Origin of the sequence: Pseudomonas uvaldensis, from assembly GCF_021271205.1 — a bacterium.
Classification (GTDB): Bacteria; Pseudomonadota; Gammaproteobacteria; order Pseudomonadales; family Pseudomonadaceae; genus Aquipseudomonas; species Aquipseudomonas uvaldensis.
This window is the reverse complement of the sequence record NZ_JAIWKS010000003.1, coordinates 449146-468017: the sequence shown is the minus strand read 5'-3', so window position 1 is coordinate 468017 and position 18872 is coordinate 449146. Positions and strand designations below refer to the sequence as shown.

The 18872-nt window shown below is 61.5% G+C and carries 17 protein-coding genes; 7 read left to right on the top strand and 10 right to left on the bottom strand.

Translation table 11 applies throughout. The features are described 5' to 3' along the window. Window positions 1–9: 9 nt before the first annotated feature. From rseP to rpsB, 8 genes are all read right to left on the bottom strand, one after another. Window positions 10–1362: a sigma E protease regulator RseP gene (rseP, locus tag LCU97_RS08615; protein WP_053152741.1), complete on the bottom strand. Its 1353-nt coding sequence runs from the start codon at window positions 1360–1362 to the stop codon at window positions 10–12. A 52-nt stretch (window positions 1363–1414) separates the two neighbouring features. Beyond that, window positions 1415–2605 carry a 1-deoxy-D-xylulose-5-phosphate reductoisomerase gene (gene ispC, locus LCU97_RS08610; protein WP_053152739.1) on the bottom strand — a complete coding sequence of 397 codons (1191 nt, stop codon included), beginning with the start codon at window positions 2603–2605 and terminating at the stop codon, window positions 1415–1417. Further along, window positions 2602–3408 carry a phosphatidate cytidylyltransferase gene (locus tag LCU97_RS08605; protein ID WP_053152737.1) on the bottom strand — a complete coding sequence of 269 codons (807 nt, stop codon included), beginning with the start codon at window positions 3406–3408 and terminating at the stop codon, window positions 2602–2604. The genes ispC and LCU97_RS08605 overlap by 4 nt, the downstream gene beginning before the upstream one ends. Continuing rightward, window positions 3408–4163 (bottom strand): polyprenyl diphosphate synthase, encoded by a 756-nt coding sequence (gene uppS / locus LCU97_RS08600; RefSeq protein WP_053152735.1) that lies wholly within the window; start codon window positions 4161–4163, stop codon window positions 3408–3410. Before uppS ends, LCU97_RS08605 begins: the two co-directional genes overlap by 1 nt. A gap of 13 nt (window positions 4164–4176) precedes the next feature. After that, window positions 4177–4734, bottom strand: a complete 558-nt coding sequence (gene frr / locus LCU97_RS08595; RefSeq protein ID WP_053152734.1) for a ribosome recycling factor — start codon at window positions 4732–4734, stop codon at window positions 4177–4179. Next, window positions 4731–5474 carry a UMP kinase gene (pyrH, locus tag LCU97_RS08590; RefSeq protein ID WP_024779012.1) on the bottom strand — a complete coding sequence of 248 codons (744 nt, stop codon included), beginning with the start codon at window positions 5472–5474 and terminating at the stop codon, window positions 4731–4733. Before pyrH ends, frr begins: the two co-directional genes overlap by 4 nt. A 213-nt stretch (window positions 5475–5687) precedes the next feature. Further along, window positions 5688–6554, bottom strand: a complete 867-nt coding sequence (tsf, locus tag LCU97_RS08585; RefSeq protein ID WP_053152732.1) for a translation elongation factor Ts — start codon at window positions 6552–6554, stop codon at window positions 5688–5690. Window positions 6555–6748: 194 nt separating this feature from the next. Continuing rightward, the gene (gene rpsB / locus LCU97_RS08580; protein ID WP_003198231.1) at window positions 6749–7486 is read right to left on the bottom strand and encodes a 30S ribosomal protein S2; all 738 of its coding nucleotides are present in this window, start codon (window positions 7484–7486) and stop codon (window positions 6749–6751) included. Between the two features lie 367 nt (window positions 7487–7853). On the opposite strand from rpsB, the gene map reads away from it, so the two are divergent. The 3 genes from map (at window position 7854) to dapC (ending at window position 12720) form a co-directional block, all read left to right on the top strand. Then, window positions 7854–8636: a type I methionyl aminopeptidase gene (gene map, locus LCU97_RS08575; RefSeq protein ID WP_053152730.1), complete on the top strand. Its 783-nt coding sequence runs from the start codon at window positions 7854–7856 to the stop codon at window positions 8634–8636. A gap of 37 nt (window positions 8637–8673) precedes the next feature. Further along, a complete protein-coding gene (locus LCU97_RS08570; protein WP_053152728.1) occupies window positions 8674–11376 on the top strand; it encodes a [protein-PII] uridylyltransferase in 2703 nt (900 codons plus the stop codon). A 144-nt stretch (window positions 11377–11520) separates the two neighbouring features. Next, complete coding sequence (dapC, locus tag LCU97_RS08565) at window positions 11521–12720, top strand: succinyldiaminopimelate transaminase (protein ID WP_232776125.1); 1200 nt, start codon at window positions 11521–11523, stop codon at window positions 12718–12720. Window positions 12721–12799: 79 nt separating this feature from the next. Here the strand turns inward: dapC and LCU97_RS08560 are convergent, their stop codons facing one another. Next, a complete protein-coding gene (locus LCU97_RS08560; RefSeq protein WP_232776124.1) occupies window positions 12800–14446 on the bottom strand; it encodes a Na+/H+ antiporter in 1647 nt (548 codons plus the stop codon). A gap of 273 nt (window positions 14447–14719) precedes the next feature. Here LCU97_RS08560 and LCU97_RS08555 point away from each other — a divergent pair, with 273 nt between their 5' ends. The 4 genes from LCU97_RS08555 to LCU97_RS08540 all read left to right on the top strand — a co-directional run bounded on the left by LCU97_RS08555 (window position 14720) and on the right by LCU97_RS08540 (window position 17837). Then, window positions 14720–15082, top strand: coding sequence for an ArsC family reductase (locus LCU97_RS08555; protein WP_053152722.1), 363 nt, complete (start codon window positions 14720–14722; stop codon window positions 15080–15082). A 33-nt stretch (window positions 15083–15115) separates the two neighbouring features. Next, the gene (gene dapD, locus LCU97_RS08550) at window positions 15116–16150 is read left to right on the top strand and encodes a 2,3,4,5-tetrahydropyridine-2,6-dicarboxylate N-succinyltransferase (RefSeq protein WP_053152720.1); all 1035 of its coding nucleotides are present in this window, start codon (window positions 15116–15118) and stop codon (window positions 16148–16150) included. Between the two features lie 74 nt (window positions 16151–16224). After that, complete coding sequence (locus tag LCU97_RS08545; RefSeq protein ID WP_232776122.1) at window positions 16225–17430, top strand: aminotransferase class V-fold PLP-dependent enzyme; 1206 nt, start codon at window positions 16225–16227, stop codon at window positions 17428–17430. Continuing rightward, window positions 17427–17837, top strand: coding sequence for a SufE family protein (locus LCU97_RS08540; protein WP_232776121.1), 411 nt, complete (start codon window positions 17427–17429; stop codon window positions 17835–17837). The genes LCU97_RS08545 and LCU97_RS08540 overlap by 4 nt, the downstream gene beginning before the upstream one ends. A 115-nt stretch (window positions 17838–17952) precedes the next feature. Here the strand turns inward: LCU97_RS08540 and tcdA are convergent, their stop codons facing one another. Further along, window positions 17953–18765 carry a tRNA cyclic N6-threonylcarbamoyladenosine(37) synthase TcdA gene (tcdA, locus tag LCU97_RS08535; RefSeq protein ID WP_053152714.1) on the bottom strand — a complete coding sequence of 271 codons (813 nt, stop codon included), beginning with the start codon at window positions 18763–18765 and terminating at the stop codon, window positions 17953–17955. Window positions 18766–18872: the final 107 nt, after the last annotated feature.

The following is an 18872-nucleotide window of genomic DNA, read 5'->3' as shown; positions in this document are numbered from 1 at the left end:
AGCGAAGCGTTACAGACGACCCAGATCGTTGACCAGGGCAAGCAACATCACCCCGACCACCAAGCTGATACCGATCTGTATCCCCCAACCTTGAACCCGATCCGACAAGGGACGACCACGCGCCCACTCGATCAGATAAAACAGCAGATGCCCCCCATCCAGTACCGGGATAGGCAGCAAATTCAGAACCCCCAGGCTAATGCTCAGATAAGCAAGGAAATTCAGGAAATCAGCGACGCCCGACTGGGCAGAAGCGCCCGCCACTTTAGCAATGGTTATCGGTCCACTCAAGTTTTTTACCGAGAGCTCACCGAACAACATTTTCTTCAGCGAATCGAGGGTCAGGACACTCATGGTCCAGGTACGACGCGCACCCTCGCCAATCGCCGCGACAGGCCCGAAACTGACCTCGCGGATCATTTCCGGTGGCCACTCGACGGCCTTGACACCCGCCCCCAGGTAGCCGCTCGGCGCCTTGCTCTCGCCACGGGCAGCCAGGGCGACCGGGACGTCGATTGGAACACCGTCGCGCTCGACGCGCAGCACAATTCTGGTATCAGGACGTACACGAACCGCATCGACCACCTGCTGCCAGTCGCTGACCGGTTGTCCGTCGAGGGCCAGCAGGCGATCACCGGTCTTGAGGCCCGCGGCCTGGGCCGGACCTTTGGGATCGAGCTCGGCCAGGATCGGCGGCAGCGCCGGGCGCCAGGGGCGAATGCCCAGGGAGCGGATCGGGTCCGGCTCATCGGCGCCCTTGAGCCAGTTATCCAGAACCAGCTCCCGAGGGGAATCGGTTGTCGAACCTTGCTCACGCACCGTGAGCTGCATCGAACCGCTCTCGCCCAGGCGACGAACCAGCTGCAGATTGACGGCAGCCCAGCCGGAAGTCGGCTCGCCATCGATCGCCACGATCTCCTGTCCCGCGTTCAGCCCCGCGCGCGCCGCCACGCTGCCGGCCTCGACCGCGCCGATGACCGGCCGCACCTGCTCGCTACCCAACATGGCCAGCGCCCAGAAAAACACCAGCGCCAGCAGGAAATTGGCGATCGGACCCGCCGCCACGATGGCGATACGCTGACGGACGGTCTTGCGATTGAAGGATTGGTCGACCTGATCGGCAGGCACCTCCCCCTCACGCTCGTCGAGCATTTTTACGTAACCGCCCAACGGGATAGCCGCCACGACGAACTCGGTACCCGTCTTGTCATGCCAACGCAGCAACGGCATGCCAAAGCCGACTGAAAAACGCAGCACCTTCACGCCACAGCGACGCGCGACCCAGAAATGACCGAATTCGTGAAAAGTGACCAGCACGCCCAGTGCAACCAGGGTGCCGACAATCATATAGAGCGCGCTCATCTGCTTTCTCCGCAATCCAGTCCAGGGCTGACCTGGCTAACGTATCGCAACCTCAACGCCCGTAGCGCTTCAGCCATTGGCCCGCCAGCTCGCGAGCCTTGGCGTCGACAGTGAATACCGCGTCGAGATCATCGAGGCGAACCACAGCCTCGAGGTTCAAGACCTCTTCGATGATACTCGCGATCTCGAGGTAACGGACACGCCCATCGAGAAACGCGGCTACCGCCACTTCATTGGCCGCGTTCAGCATGGCCGGTGCGCTGTCCCCTGCCTCGGCGGCCTGTCGGGCCAGGCGCAGGCAAGGGAAGCGCTGCTCGTCGGGCGCCTGGAAATCCAGGCGAGCGATGGCGAACAGGTCCAGCGGCGCCACGCCCGAATCGATCCGCTCCGGCCAGGCCAGCGCATTGGCGATGGGGGTACGCATGTCCGGGTTGCCCAACTGGGCCAGCACCGAACCGTCCACATAATCCACAAGGGAATGAATCACGCTCTGGGGATGGATCACCACCTCGACCTGGGACGGCTTGGCATCAAACAGCCAGCAGGCCTCGATCAGTTCCAGCCCTTTGTTCATCATGCTGGCCGAATCCACGGAAATCTTACGCCCCATGGACCAGTTCGGATGAGCACAGGCCTGCTCAGGCGAGACATGCTCCAGTTCCGCCAGGGGTGTCTGCCGGAACGGACCGCCGGACGCCGTCAGCAAAATTCGCCGGACCCCCACCGCCCCCAGGCCGCGGGAAAAATCCTGCGGCATGCATTGAAAGATCGCATTGTGCTCACTGTCGATCGGCAGCAGCACCGAACCACTTTTTCCGACGGCCTGCATGAACAGCGCGCCGGACATGACCAGCGCTTCCTTGTTGGCGAGCAGGATCTTCTTGCCCGCCTTCACCGCCGCCAGCGTGGGACGCAGGCCAGCCGCACCGACAATCGCCGCCATCACCGCATCGACCTCAGGATCGGAGGCCACCTCGCACAGCCCTTCCTCCCCGACCAGCACCTGGGTCTGCAGGCCGGCCGCGCGCAGGTCGTCCTGCAACGCCCGCGCCACGCCGGCCTCCGGCACCACCGCGAATCGCGGGGCATGGCGTATGCACAAGGCCAGCAATTCGCTCAGCCGGGTGAAGCCACTCAAGGCGAAGACCTGGTAACGCTCTGGATGCCGGCCAATGACGTCCAGCGTGCTAAGACCGATCGAACCGGTGGCACCCAGCACAGTGATCTGTTGAGGGCGACTCACGGCGCGGCCATCCACAGCAGCACGGCAAAGATCGGGATCGCAGCCGTCAGGCTGTCAATGCGATCCAGCACACCGCCGTGGCCTGGCAACAGGTTACTGCTGTCCTTGATCCCGGATTGGCGCTTGAACATGCTTTCGGTCAGGTCGCCGACCACCGATACGAATACGATCAGCGCGGCGCCGAACAGGCCGATCAGCAGCTGTCCAGCCGTCCATTCGCGCACGACACCGACCACGGTCGTAATCACCAGGCTCAGGGCCAGGCCACCGTAGACGCCTTCCCAGCTCTTGCCGGGACTGACCTTCGGCGCAAGCTTGCGTTTGCCGAACGCCTTGCCGGAAAAATAAGCACCGACGTCGGCGCCCCAGACCAGCACCATCACAGCCATGATCTGCCAGTTGCCCAACGGACCCTGCTTGATCCAGATCAGCCCTTGCCAGGCCGGCAGCAGGATCAAGAGGCCGATGGTCAGCTTGGTCGCCGCGTTGGCCCAGTGATGGGTGGTCCGAGGGTAGGTCAGTACCAGGAACGTTGCAGTGGCCCACCACAGCACCGACGCGCCCAGCACCCAGGGCGCGATGCCCGGCACCACGTACATGACGAACAGCATGGCCGCCACGGCCGCCGCATAGGTCATACGCGCCGACTGCGCGGCGAACCCCGCCAGCCGGGCCCACTCCCATGCTCCCAATGTCACGACCAGGCCGATGAACAGGGCAAAGCCAGCCCCTTCCAGCAGGAAGAAACCACCCAGAGCGATGGGCAACAGGATCAGGGCTGTGATGATTCGTTGTTTGAGCATTAAACCCGGGCTCCAGCTTCGATCTGCTCGCTCGTTTTACCGAAACGACGCTGACGGGAAGCGAAATCGGCCAACGCAATGCGCATGGCTTCGTGTTTGAAGTCCGGCCAGAAAAGGTCGGAGAAGTACAGCTCGGCGTAAGCCAGCTGCCAGAGGAGGAAATTGCTGATGCGGTGCTCACCCCCCGTGCGGATGCACAGGTCCGGCAATGGCAGGTCGCCCGTGGCCAGGCACGTTTGCAGCAGATCGGGCGTGATGTCTTCCGGCCGCAGATGTCCGGCCTGGACTTCGCGCGCCAACCGCTGGGCAGCCTGGGCAATGTCCCACTGGCCGCCATAGTTGGCGGCGATCTGCAGGACAAAGCGGTCGGCACCGGCTGTCGCCGCCTCGGCTTCGCGCATCGCGGCCTGCAACTCCGGATGAAAGCGCGAGCGATCACCGATGATGCGCAGACTGATGCTGTTCTCGTTGAGGCGCTTGGCCTCACGGCGCAAGGCCTTGAGGAACAGTTCCATCAAGGCGCTGACCTCATCGGCCGGACGCTGCCAGTTTTCACTGGAGAACGCGAACAGGGTCAGCACTTCAACCCCGGCCTCCGCGCACACCTCGATGACCGCGCGAACCGCATCGACCCCCGCCTTATGCCCGGCGACACCGGGCATGAAGCGTTTCTTGGCCCAACGGTTATTGCCGTCCATGATGATCGCCACATGGCGCGGCACCGCGAACGACCCGGCCTGCTTGGTCTTTTCCATGAAAACGAGACCCTTATACGGCCATCAGGTCTTTTTCTTTCTGCGCCAAATCCGCATCGATCTTAGCCACATACTTCTTGGTCAGGTCGTCGATCTCGCCCGCGGCGCGGCGCTCTTCGTCCTCGCTGATTTCCTTTTCCTTGACCAGGTCCTTGAGCGAACTGTTGGCATCGCGGCGGATGTTGCGCACGGCGACACGAGCCTCTTCAGCCACATCGCGGGCCTGCTTGGTGAAGCCCTTGCGTGTTTCTTCGGTCAGGGCCGGCATGGAAATCAGCAGCAACTCACCCAGGTTGGTCGGGTTCAGGTTCAGACCGGCACTGCCGATGGCCTTGTCGACCGCAGCGAGCATGTTGCGCTCGAAGGCCACGACCTGCAGGGTGCGGGCGTCCTTGACCGTGATGTTGGCCACTTGCTTGATCGGGGTGTCGGTACCGTAGTAAGGCACCATCACGCCCTCGAGAATGCTCGGGTGCGCCTGGCCGGTGCGGATACGACCGAAGTTGTGCGCCAGAGACTCCAGGGACTTCTGCATGCGCTGTTCGGCGTCTTTCTTGATTTCATTGATCATTGTTGAACTTCCTCGATCAGGGTTCCTTCGGCGCCGCCATGCACGATATTCAGCAGGGCACCGGGCTTGTTCATGTTAAAGACACGCAGCGGCATCTTGTGATCGCGGCACAGGCAAATAGCCGTCAGGTCCATGACACCCAGCTTGCGATCCAGCACTTCATCGTAGGTCAGATGATCGAACTTCTCGGCATGCGGGTCCTTGAACGGGTCGGCGGTATAGACGCCATCGACCTTGGTTGCTTTGAGCACGACATCGGCATCGATCTCGATCGCTCGCAGGCAGGCGGCCGAATCCGTGGTGAAGAACGGATTGCCGGTGCCGGCAGCAAAAATCACCACTTCCTTGGCGTTGAGGTGGCGCATGGCTTTGCGGCGATCGTAGTGATCGGTCACGCCAACCATGGAAATGGCCGACATCACGATGGCCGAGATATTGGCACGCTCCAGCGCGTCACGCATAGCCAGGGCATTCATCACAGTGGCCAACATGCCCATGTGGTCGCCCGTGACCCGATCCATGCCAGCCGCGCTCAGGGCCGCGCCACGGAACAGGTTGCCGCCGCCGATGACCAGGCCGACCTGGACACCGATCCCGACCAGTTGGCCGACTTCCAGGGCCATGCGATCCAGCACTTTCGGATCGATCCCGAACTCTTCCGAGCCCATCAGGGCCTCGCCGCTAAGCTTGAGTAGAATGCGTTTATAGCGAGCCTGATAACCACTGCCCTGCTGAGCCATTGCGAATCTCTCCTGCGGCGTATTTTCAAAAATTCTTTGCAAGCTGTTTGCAGCCTGCCTTCAGCCTAGCTTGACGCTGACACAGCGTCATCGGAACACGGCTTTGTAAGCCAGTTCCGACAGGAAACCAATATAAATCGGCGTCCTCATCCAAAAAGAGGCTGCGCGCGTGAGCGGGCAGCCTCTTCTGGGCGACAGTTGTAAAAACCTGTCTTATTGCTTGGCGGCAGCAGCCACCTGGGCGGCAACTTCTTCAGCGAAGTTGTCGACCGGCTTCTCGATGCCTTCGCCTACTTTGAAGTAGGTAAAGGATACGATTTCAGCGCCGGCTTTCTTCGCCAGGTCACCCACCTTGATTTCCGGGTTCTTGACGAAAGCCTGCTCAACCAGGCTGGCTTCGGCCAGGAACTTGGAGATACGGCCAGCCACCATTTTCTCGGCGATGTCAGCAGGCTTGCCTTTGAGCTTCTCTTCGTTCAGCTGCAGGAAAACCGCTTTTTCACGCTCGATCGCTTCGGCCGAAACGTCCGAAGGCAGCAGGAATTCAGGGTTGGTCGCTGCTACGTGCATGGCGATTTCTTTCGCCAGCTCGGTGTCGCCGCCCTTGAGGACGACAGCCACGCCGATCTTGTTGCCGTGCAGGTAAGTACCGACCACGTCACCTTCAACGCGAACCAGACGACGGATGTTGACGTTCTCGCCGGTCTTGCCAACCAGAACCAGACGCGCTTGTTCCTGAGCTTCGATCAGCGGAGCAGCATCGGTCAGCTTGTCAGCGAAAGCTTTTTCAACGCTGGCAGCGACGAATGCCTTGAAGTCGTCCTGCAGAGCCAGGAAGTCGGTCTGGGAGTTCACTTCCAGCAGAACGGCGGCCTTGCCGTCGTCCTTGATGGCGATGGCGCCTTCAGCGGCAACGTTGCCGGCTTTCTTGGCAGCCTTGATGGCGCCCGAAGCACGCATGTCATCAATGGCTTTCTCGATGTCGCCGCCAGCCTTGGTCAAGGCTTTCTTGCAATCCATCATGCCTTCGCCGGTACGCTCGCGCAGTTCTTTGACCAACGCTGCAGTAATCTCTGCCATTTCAAAATCCTCTTGGATAGGTTTTCAACCATTCCACCCGACCGAACGGGCGATCAATTCTTCCTGAAAACCATTGCTTATAGACCGCGGCAGGTTACAAACAGGTAGCGGTGCCGGCGACAAATGGTTTTCGAGGTGGCAAAAAGGGGGCCAAGCCCCCTTTTTGCTTACTGAGTCAACGCCAGGGGCGTCGATTACTCAGCGGCTGCTGCCGGAGCTTCTTCAGCGAAGACTTCGGTGCCGCCATTAACGTTGTTGCGACCACGGATAACAGCGTCAGCCATCGAACCCATGTACAGCTGGATGGCGCGGATGGCGTCATCGTTGCCTGGGATGATGTAGTCAACACCTTCCGGGCTGCTGTTGGTGTCGACAACGCCGATGACCGGGATACCCAGCTTGTTGGCTTCGGTGATCGCGATGCGCTCGTGATCAACGTCGATCACGAACAGTGCGTCAGGCAGACCGCCCATATCCTTGATACCGCCCAGGGAGCGGTCCAGCTTCTCAAGATCGCGAGTGCGCATCAGCGCTTCTTTCTTGGTCAGCTTGGCGAAAGTGCCGTCTTCGGATTGGACTTCGAGATCACGCAGACGCTTGATGGAAGCGCGGATGGTCTTGAAGTTGGTCAGCATGCCGCCCAACCAGCGGTGATCGACGTACGGCGAACCGCAACGTGCTGCTTCTTCAGCAACGATCTTGCCAGCGGAACGCTTGGTGCCGACGAACAGAATCTTGTTTTTGCCCTGGGCCAGGCGCTCTACGAAGGTCAGTGCTTCGTTGAACATCGGCAGGGTTTTTTCAAGGTTGATGATGTGGATCTTGTTACGCGCGCCGAAAATGTACTTGCCCATTTTCGGGTTCCAGTAACGGGTCTGGTGACCGAAGTGCACACCGGCCTTCAGCATATCGCGCATGTTGACTTGGGACATGATAGTTCCTTGATAAGTCGGGTTTGGCCTCCACGTATCCCAATGACCAACCAGCGACTTATATAAGCCGAAGGCACCCAGGTCATCGTGTCGACACGTGTGTGGATTTAAGCTTGCGGGGTCATCCCCGGAAAGCGGCGCATTTTATACCACAGCAAGGGCGAAAACGAAACCCGGATTCTGAAAACCTGTGGCGAGGGGATGAAGGGAGCAAGCTTTGCTTACTCAATCCACTCACCACAGAGCGCCAGGTCGGGAGCGCTTTGCCCCGATCGTCTGTTAGAATCGCGTCTTTAAGGGCCGCCCGGATCATCATCCGTCGCCCATTTCGTTTCGAACAGCGCCGCCGGGCGCAGAGAGAGCCTGTATGACCGTCACCCTCAAGACCCCCGAGGACATCGCGAAAATGCGTGTCGCGGGCAAACTCGCCGCCGACGTTCTGGAAATGATCGCCGACTACGTCAAGCCCGGCGTCACCACCGAAGAACTGGACCGCATCTGCCATGACTACATCGTCAACGAGCAGAAAGCCATCCCCGCGCCGCTCAACTACAAAGGCTTTCCGAAGTCGATCTGCACCTCGATCAACCACGTGGTCTGCCACGGCATCCCCAACGAGAAGCCGTTGAAGGATGGCGACACCCTGAACATCGACGTCACCGTCATCAAGGACGGCTATCACGGTGACACCAGCCGCATGTTCCATGTCGGCAACGTGCCGGAATGGGCCCAACGCCTGTCGAAAGTCACCCAGGAATGCATGTACATGGCCATCGAGCTGGTGAAACCGGGCTGCCGCCTGGGCGACATCGGCGAAGTGATCCAGAAGCATGCGCAGAAGAACGGTTTTTCCGTGGTACGCGAATTCTGTGGCCACGGCATCGGCAAGGTCTTTCACGAGGAACCGCAGATTCTGCACTACGGCCGCGCCGGCACCGGCATGGAACTGCAGGCGGGAATGACCTTCACCATCGAGCCGATGATCAACCAGGGTCGTGCCGAAACCAAGGTATTGGGCGACGGCTGGACGGCCATCACCAAGGACCGCAAGCTGTCGGCCCAATGGGAGCATACCCTGCTGGTCACCGAGACCGGGTACGAGATCTTTACCCTGCGCAGCGACGACACCATCCCTCGCGTTTCCGCCTGAACCGACACCAGCTATAGATAGAAAGGAAAGCCATTCGATGCCGCAGGTGGATCCCGAACTCTTCGACCGCGGCCAGTTCCAGGCTGAACTGGCCCTGAAGGCAAGCCCCATCGCGGCCTTCAAGAAGGCGATCCGCCAGGCCCGTGAAGTGCTCGACCAGCGCTTTCGCAATGGCCGGGATATCCGTCGGCTGATCGAGGACCGTGCCTGGTTCGTCGATAACATCCTGCAAAGGGCCTGGGAGCAGTTCAACTGGAGCCCCGACACCCACATCGCCCTGGTGGCGGTGGGCGGCTATGGTCGTGGCGAACTGCACCCCTATTCCGACATCGATCTGCTGATCCTGCTGGACGGCGCCGACCACGAAGTCTTTCGCGACTCCATCGAGCGCTTCCTGACGCTGCTCTGGGACATTGGCCTGGAAGTCGGCCAGAGCGTGCGTTCAGTGCAGGAATGCGCCGATGAAGCCCGTGCCGACCTGACAGTCATCACCAACCTGATGGAAAGCCGCACCATCGCTGGCCCCGAGCACCTTCGCCAGCGCATGCTCGACGTCACCAGCACGGCGCACATGTGGCCCAGCAAGGACTTTTTCCTGGCCAAGCATGCCGAGCAGAAGGCCCGCCACCACAAGTACAACGACACCGAGTACAACCTGGAACCCAACGTCAAGGGCTCCCCCGGCGGACTGCGGGATATCCAGACCATCCTCTGGGTTGCCCGTCGCGAGTACGGAACCCTGAACCTGCGGGCCCTGGCTGGCGAAGGGTTCCTGGTGGAGAGCGAAAATGCCCTGCTGGCGTCGTCCCAGGAATTTCTGTGGAAAGTTCGCTACGCCCTGCACATGCTCGCCGGACGCGCCGAGGACCGCTTGCTGTTCGATCACCAGCGCTCCATCGCGGGCCTGCTGGGCTTCGAAGGAAGTGATGCCAAGCAGGCCATCGAAAACTTCATGCAGCAGTACTACCGGGTGGTGATGAGCATTGCCCAGCTCAGCGAGCTGATCATCCAACACTTCGAGGAGGTCATCCTCGCGCCGGAAGACGCCGAGCCACCACAACCCATCAACGCCCGGTTCCAGTTGCACGATGGCTACATCGAAGCACGCAACGCGAACGTGTTTCGCCGCACGCCTTTCGCCATGATCGAAATTTTCGTGCTCATGGCCCAGCAGCCGGAAATCAAGGGAGTGCGGGCCGATACCATCCGCCTGCTGCGGGAGAACCGTCACCTGATCGATGACGACTTCCGCCACGATATCCGCAATACCAGCCTGTTCATCGAGTTGTTCAAATGCAAGATCGGCGTGCACCGCAATCTGCGGCGCATGAACCGTTACGGGATCCTGGGACGCTATTTGCCGGAGTTCGGTTTCATCGTCGGGCAGATGCAGCACGACCTGTTCCACATCTATACGGTCGACGCCCACACCCTGAACCTGATCAAGCACCTGCGTAAGCTGCAATACACCCCGGTATCCGAGAAATTCCCGCTGGCCAGCAAGCTCATGGGCAAGCTGCCCAAGCCCGAACTGATCTACATGGCCGGGCTGTATCACGACATCGGCAAAGGTCGTCACGGCGACCACTCCGAGATCGGCGCCGTGGATGCGGAGGCGTTCTGCCAGCGGCATCAACTGCCGGTCTGGGACAGCCGGCTGATCGTCTGGCTGGTACAGAATCACTTGTTGATGTCGACCACGGCCCAGCGCAAGGACCTGTCCGACCCGCAGGTAATCCACGACTTCGCCCAGACCGTCGGCGATGAAACGCGCCTGGACTACCTTTACGTACTCACCGTGGCCGACATCAATGCCACCAATCCCACGCTGTGGAATTCCTGGCGTGCCAGCCTGCTGCGCCAGCTTTACACCGAGACCAAGCGCGCCTTGCGTCGCGGCCTGGAAAACCCGGTGGACCGGGAAGAACAGATCCGTCGCACCCAAAGCGCGGCACTGGACATCCTGGTGCGCGGCGGCACCGACCCGGACGACGTCGAACAGCTCTGGTCACAATTGGGCGATGACTATTTCCTGCGCCATACCGCAGGCGACGTGGCCTGGCACAGCGACGCGATCCTGCAGCAGCCAGCCGACGGCGGCCCCCTGGTGTTGATCAAGGAAACCACCCAGCGCGAGTTCGAGGGTGGCACGCAAATCTTCATCTATGCCCCGGACCAGCATGATTTCTTCGCCGTGACCGTGGCCGCGATGGACCAACTCAACCTCAACATCCACGATGCCCGGATCATCACGTCCAGCAGCCAGTTCACCCTCGACACCTACATCGTGCTGGACACCGACGGCGATTCGATCGGCGACAACCCGGCACGGGTCAAGCAGATTCGCGACGGCCTCACCGAGGCCCTGCGTAACCCGGCGGACTATCCGACCATCATCCAGCGCCGGGTACCACGCCAGCTCAAGCACTTCGCGTTTGCACCCCAAGTGACCATCCACAACGACGCCCTGCGCCAGGTCACGGTACTGGAACTCAGCGCCCCGGACCGTCCGGGCCTGCTGGCGCGGATCGGGCATATTTTCCTGGAGTTCGACCTGTCGTTGCAGAACGCCAAGATCGCCACCCTGGGCGAGCGGGTGGAGGACGTGTTCCTCATCACCGATGCGCATAACCAACCGTTGTCCGACCCGCAGCTGTGCAGCCGCCTGCAGGACGCGATCGTCCGGCATTTGAGCGTCAGCCAGGAACCCGATATCAGCCCGACGCGCATCAACATCTGAACCAACAAAACTTCCCTTTGTGGGAGCGGGCTTGCTCGCGAAAGCGGAGTGTCAGTCGACTTCGCTACAGCTGATACACCGCTTTCGCGAGCAAGCCCGCTCCCACACACAAAGGACAGCGCCCCACTTTCGAAGAGGCCCTCGATGAACAACGCTCTGAACCAGTTGCAGCCCTACCCGTTCGAAAAGCTCCGTGCCCTGCTGGGCGGCGTCACGCCAAACCCGGACAAGCGCCCGATCGCCCTGTCCATCGGCGAGCCCAAACACCGCTCGCCCAGCTTCGTGGCTGAAGCCCTGGCCAGTAATCTGGAAAAAATGGCTGTATACCCGACCACCCTCGGCATCCCGGAACTGCGTGAAGCCATCACCGGCTGGTGCGAACGTCGTTTCAATGTACCGAACGGCTGGCTCGACCCGGCGCGCCACGTGCTGCCGGTCAACGGCACCCGCGAAGCGCTGTTCGCCTTCACCCAGACCGTGGTCAACCGTGGCGACGACGCATTGGTCGTCAGTCCGAACCCGTTCTACCAGATCTATGAAGGCGCCGCGTTCCTGGCCGGGGCCAAGCCGCATTACCTGCCGTGCCTGGACGAAAACGGTTTCAATCCGGACTTCGACGCCGTGTCGCCAGACATCTGGAAACGCTGCCAGATCCTGTTCCTGTGCTCCCCTGGCAACCCGACCGGCGCCCTGATTCCGGTGGATGTACTGAAGAAGCTCATCGCCTTGGCCGACGAGCACGATTTTGTGATCGCTGCGGACGAGTGCTACAGCGAACTGTATTTCGACGAACAGAGCCCGCCGCCGGGCCTGCTCAATGCCTGCGTCGAACTGGGTCGCAAGGACTTCAAGCGTTGCGTGGTGTTCCACAGCCTGTCCAAGCGCTCCAACCTGCCAGGCCTGCGCTCCGGCTTCGTCGCTGGCGACGCGGACGTGCTCAAGGGCTTTTTGCTGTACCGCACCTACCACGGGTGCGCGATGCCCGTTCAGACCCAACTGGCGAGCATCGCTGCATGGAACGACGAAGAACACGTGCGGGCCAACCGGGCGCTGTACCGAGAGAAATTCGACGCCGTGCTGGAAATCCTCAGCCCGGTGCTGGACGTGCAACGTCCTGATGGCAGCTTCTACCTGTGGCCGAATGTGGCTGGCGATGACGCAGCGTTCTGCCGCGACCTGTTCGAACAGGAACACGTGACCGTGGTGCCGGGATCCTATCTGTCCCGCGATGTGGATGGCGTCAATCCAGGGGCCGGGCGCGTGCGCATGGCCCTGGTTGCGCCGCTGGCGGAGTGTGTGGAAGCGGCGGAGCGGATTCGGGCGTTCATCCAGCGTCGGGGGTGATGGACCGTTTCGGTTGAACACTGAAGTTCTGTGGTGAGGGGATTTATCCCCTCACCACAATGAGTCCTGCGCAAAACTACTATTTACCCAACCCCAAATTCGCCTCCGCCAGATCCAACTCCCCCAGCACCTCACGCAGTACATCATCCCCGATCTGGTGATGACGACTGAGGCGATACAACTCCAGCCGTTGCGCCCGATAAGCCTTCAAGCGCAGCCGGCGCTCCAGCAGGTCCATTTCGAATGCCAACGCCTGGGCCTCGGCGGAGTCGTTGAACACGTCGAGCTGATGACGATACTCGGACATCAACCGCGCCTTGACCTCAGTAGCCAGCGCCGCCTGGGCCGCATCCGGCGTACTTGTCGCCTCGCTCGGCTCCTCCACTTCCAGCGCGCGGATCGCCGCTTCAGCGGTCTTGCGCCAGGCCTCGCGGACTTCGTTGCGGCGCTTGTCATCGGGGCTTTTTTCGATGCCCTTCAGTAACAGCGGCAAGGCAATGCAGGCCGCGATCAATGACAACAGGATCACCCCGGCGGCAATGAAGATCAGCAGGTCCCGCTCGGGAAACGCCTCGCCCGCACCCAATAGCAACGGCACAGAGAGCACGCCCGCCAGAGTCACCGCGCCTCTCACCCCACCGAACGTCAGCAGCCAGCAGGAGCGCGCGGTGGGCACCAGTGTCAGTTCCCCCTGGCCACGCCAGCGCCGCAACAACCCGGACAGGCGCCAGATGCTCTGCACCCAGACGAACCGCAGCACCAGCAACACCAGGAAAATCACCACGACATCCAGGCAGCGGTAGAACAGGGTTGGCCACAGCGTGGTTTCGTGGCTGGTCACGGCCTTGATGATGTCCGGTAACTGCAAGCCCAGCAGCAGGAAGATCAAACCGTTGAAGGCGAACTCCAGCAACGTCCACACACTGCGATTGAGCAGCCGCGTGCCGGTCTGGCGTGGCAGCAGGTCGAGCCAGCTCTGCATCATCCCCGCCGCCACCGCCGAGAGAATGCCCGAGGCGCCCAGTCGCTCTGCCACCACGTAGGCGGCGAAGGGTAGCAATAACATGAACACCACATGGGTGGCCGGGTCGTCCCAGCCCCGGGCGACCATCCAGGCTCGCAGGCGTCCCATCAACCAGCTCAAGGCGACCCCGACGAGCAGTCCACCTACCGCCACCAGCACGAACGTCAGGCTGGCATTGGCCAGGGAAAACATCCCGGTGATGGCCGCCGCCAGGGCGAACTTGAAGGTCACCAAGCCCGACGCATCGTTCATCAGCGCTTCGCCCTGTAGCATGTGCATCAGCGGTGCGGGCAAGCGATCCCGGGCAATCGCCGAGACAGCCACGGCATCGGTAGGCGACAACACCGCCGCCAGGGCAAAGGCCACCGGCAACGGGATACTCGGCAGGAGCCAATGAATGAAGTAGCCGGCGCCCACCACCGTGAACAACACCAGCCCCACCGCCAGCGTCAGGATCGGCCCACGCAGGCGCCACAGCTCCCGCTTGGGCATGCGCCAGCCATCGGAGAACAGCAGCGGCGGCAGGAAGAGAAACAGGAACAGCTCAGGATCAAGGGCCACGTGCAGGCCCAGGGAGGGCCAGGCCAGCACGGCTCCGGCGCCGATCTGCACCAGTGGCAGGGGCAGTGGGATCAACCGTCCGATCAGGCGCGACACGCCCACCAACATCAACAGGATCAGGACGGTATAAGCGCTTTGCATAACGGTTTCCACTTGCAGCGACACACATCCGGCAACAGCTTGCCGTTGAAGTGCCATATTAACCGCCTAGGATTAACTTGGCCGTTACACCTATGTCGCAGCAGCTCTTTAGTGCGCAAGCGGTGGGAGCAAAGCTTGCTCGCGATGAAAGCACCTCGGTCCGCCAGGAGATCGCGTCAACGCTCATCGCGGGCAAGCCTCGCTCCCACAACCGTCCGGTCATGGCATAATCCTTCACCTTTTATTTCCAGCACCTGCAAAGGGGGCAGTTCCTTGACGGATTCAAGCAAAACGTTGCACCTTTTCGGCATCAAAGCCTGTGACACGATGAAAAAAGCGCGCACCTGGCTCGATGAACACGCAGTACGCTATGAATTTCACGACTACAAGACTGCCGGCATCGACCGTGAGCACCTGACCCAATGGTGCAACGAGCATGGCTGGCAAGTGGTGTTGAACCGTGCCGGTACGACCTTTCGCAAGCTCGACGACGAACGCAAAGCCGATCTCGACCAGACGAAAGCCATCGAACTGATGCTCGCCCAACCCTCGATGATCAAGCGCCCGGTGCTCGATCTCGGTGACCGAACTCTGATTGGCTTCAAGCCTGATATCTACGCGGCGGCGCTTCAGTAAGCCTGCCCTGTCCATTTTTTTGAGGTAACGTTCATGTCCACTACTCTGTTCAGCCTGGCCTTCGGTGTCGGCACTCAAAACCGTCAAGGCGCCTGGCTGGAAGTGTTCTACGCACAGCCACTGCTCAATCCGTCGGCCGATATCGTCAAGGCCGTCGCGCCGATCCTGGGTTACAGTGAAGGCAACCAGGCCATCACCTTCACCACCGCTCAAGCCTCGCAACTGGCCGAAGCCCTCAAGGGCGTCGATGCCGCGCAAGCCAAGCTGCTGACTCGCCTGGCCGAGAGCCACAAGCCTCTGGTCGCCACCCTGCTGGCCGAAGATGCCCAACTGAGCTCCACGCCTGAGGCCTACCTCAAGCTGCACTTGCTGTCCCATCGCCTGGTCAAGCCTCACGGCCTGAACCTGGCCGGCATCTTCCCCCTGCTGCCGAACGTCGCCTGGACCAGCCAGGGTGCAATCGACCTGAGCGAACTGGCCGAGCACCAGCTCGAAGCCCGCCTGCGCGGCGAGTTGCTGGAAGTGTTCTCGGTGGACAAGTTCCCGAAAATGACCGACTACGTGGTTCCGGCCGGTGTGCGCATCGCCGATGCCGCGCGGTTGCGTCTGGGCGCCTATGTGGGCGAAGGCACCACCGTGATGCACGAAGGTTTCGTCAACTTCAACGCCGGTACCGAAGGCCCGGGCATGATCGAAGGTCGTGTCTCGGCCGGTGTGTTCGTCGGCAAGGGGTCGGATCTGGGCGGCGGCTGCTCGACCATGGGCACCCTGTCGGGCGGCGGCAACATCGTGATCAAGGTCGGCGAAGGCTGCCTGATCGGCGCCAACGCCGGCATCGGCATCCCGCTGGGCGACCGCAATACCGTGGAATCGGGCCTGTACGTGACCGCTGGCACCAAGGTCGCGCTGCTGGACGAGAACAACCAACTGGTCAAAGTGGTCAAGGCCCGCGACCTGGCCGGCCAACCGGACCTGCTGTTCCGTCGCAACTCCGAGACGGGTGCGGTGGAATGCAAGACCCACAAGTCGGCCATCGAGCTGAACGAAGCACTGCACGCGCATAACTAAGCCGCTTCACCGTCACCTGTGGGAGCACACTTACCCCCACAGGTGACGGCGTCACTCCAGCAGGGCCCGAAAGCATGTTGATTCCCTCCCCCTGGCGTGCCGATTTCCCGGCCATCGCCGCCCTTCAACGGCAAGGCCAGACCTACCTGGACAATGCCGCCACCACGCAAAAACCCCAAGCCCTGTTGGACGCCCTGGCGCACTACTACGCCAATGGCGCCGCCAACGTGCACCGTGCGCAGCATTTGCCGGGCGCCCACGCCACCCAGGCGTTCGAGGACAGCCGCCTCAAAGTGTCGCAATGGCTTAATGCGGGGAGCTGCGGGCAGGTCGTCTTTACCCATGGCGCCACTTCGGCGCTGAACCTCCTGGCCTATGGGCTGGAGCCTCTATTCGTTCCGGGCGATGAGATCGTCATCAGCGCCCTGGAACATCATGCCAACCTGTTGCCCTGGCAGCAGTTGGCCGAGCGCCGTTCGCTGAAGCTGGTGGTGTTGCCACTCGATGCCTGTGGGGTGATTGACCTCGACGCAGCCGCTGAACTCATCGGTCCGCGTACACGGGTGCTGGCGGTGAGTCAGTTGTCCAACGTGCTGGGGACCTGGCAACCCTTGCCGGCGCTGTTGGCGCTGGCCAAGGTCCAAGGGGCGCTGACGGTGATCGATGGCGCGCAGGGCGTGGTCCACGGTCGCCATGACGTGCAGGCCCTGGGTTGTGATTTTTACGTATTTTCCAGCCACAAGCTCTACGGCCCCGAAGGGCTCGGCGTCCTGTTCGGTCGCGATGAAGCTCTTGGCAAGCTGCGTCATTGGCAATTCGGCGGCGAGATGGTGCAGCAGGCCGATTACCACAGCGCCAGTTTCCGCCCCGCACCGCTGGGCTTCGAGGCCGGCACACCGCCCATTGCCAGCGTGATCGGCCTGGGGGCGACCCTGGATTACCTGTCCGGTCTCGATGCCCAAGCGGTCGTCGATCACGAGACGGCGCTGCACGACTATCTGCTCCACGGCCTGCTCGCGCGCAACGGCGTGCGTCTGGTAGGCAACCCACGCCTGGCGCTGGTCAGTTTCGTGGTCGAGGGCATTCACAACGCCGACCTCGCCCATCTGTTGACCGAGCAAGGCATCGCCGTACGCGCCGGACATCATTGCGCCATGCCGCTGTTCAAGCATCTGCATTTGTCGGGGGCGATCCGGGTGTCGCTGGCGCTGTATAACGACTCCGCCGACATCGAACGTTTCTTCGAAGCAATGGATCAGGCCCTGGAGATGCTGCGATGAACCTGCCGGACGACGCCGTCGCGGCGCTGCAGATCTTCCAGGACGCCTCAGGCTGGGAACAACGCGCCCGGCTGTTGATGCAATGGGGCGAGCGCCTGCCCCCCCTGAGCGACGCGGACAAATGCGAGGCCAACCTGGTCAGCGGCTGTGAAAGCCAGGTGTGGTTGGTGGGCCGGTTGCAGGATGGTCACTGGCAATTCCGCGCAGCCAGCGATGCGCGGTTGATTCGCGGGTTAGTGGCGTTGCTGCTGGCGCGGGTCAACGGGTTGTCCGCCGCCGAATTGCGGCAGGTGGATCTGCCGGGCTGGTTCAATCAGCTGGGATTGTCACGCCAGCTTTCATCTTCGCGCAGTAATGGGTTGAATGCGGTATTGCAGCGGATGGTTGAGTTGACTCGGAACCGCTAATAGCTTCGCGAGCAAGCCCGCTCCCACAGGGGATCTCATCGAACACAAATCTTGTGTACACCCCATATCCACTGTAGGAACGGGCTTGCTCGCGAAGAGGCCATCAGCGACACCCTCAAGTCTGAGGCTTGACCCGGTCAGCCGGCCGCCGCACACCCGCGACGATCTTATCCACAGCCTTGGTCGCCGCGACCATGCCGAACGTTGCCGTCACCATCATCACCGCGCCAAACCCGCCGGCGCAGTCGAGCTTCACGCCGTCGCCGACAAAACTCTTCTGCAGGCAGATGCTGCCATCCGGCTTCGGGTAACGCAGTTGCTCGCTGGAGAACACGCACGGCACGCTGTAGTGGCGGGTCACGGTGCGGGAAAAGCCGTAGTCGCGGCGCAGGGTCGAGCGCACTTTGGACGCCAGCGGATCGTTGAACGTGCGGTTCAGATCGCAGACCTGGATCAGCGTCGGGTCGATCTGCCCGCCCGCGCCACCCGTAGTAATGATCTGGATCTTGCGGCGCTTGCACCAGGCGATCAGTGCCGCCTTGGCATTCACACTGTCGATGCAGTCGATGACACAGTCGATGTTCGGTGTGATGTATTCGGCCATGGTGTCACGGGTGACGAAATCCGCCACCGCGTGCACCGTACAGTCGGGATTGATGCCGCGCAGCCGCTCGGCCATCACCTCGACCTTGGGCTTGCCGACCGTGCTGTCCAGGGCGTGCAACTGACGGTTGGCGTTGCTGACGCAGACGTCGTCCAGGTCGAACAGGGAAATCTCGCCCACACCGCAGCGGGCAATGGCCTCCGCCGCCCAGGAACCGACACCGCCCACCCCGACAATCGCCACGTGGGCCGCCCTCAGGCGCTCCAGACCTTCGATGCCATACAACCGAGCGATGCCGGCAAACCGTGGATCTTCTGTACTCATGACCGTTACCCCAAAAACCGGCGCGCATTATAGGGCACCGGAAACCAAACAGTCGTCGTTTTGCTATAAGATAACTGCCATCTTGTGAGTGCTGGCCGAACACTAAC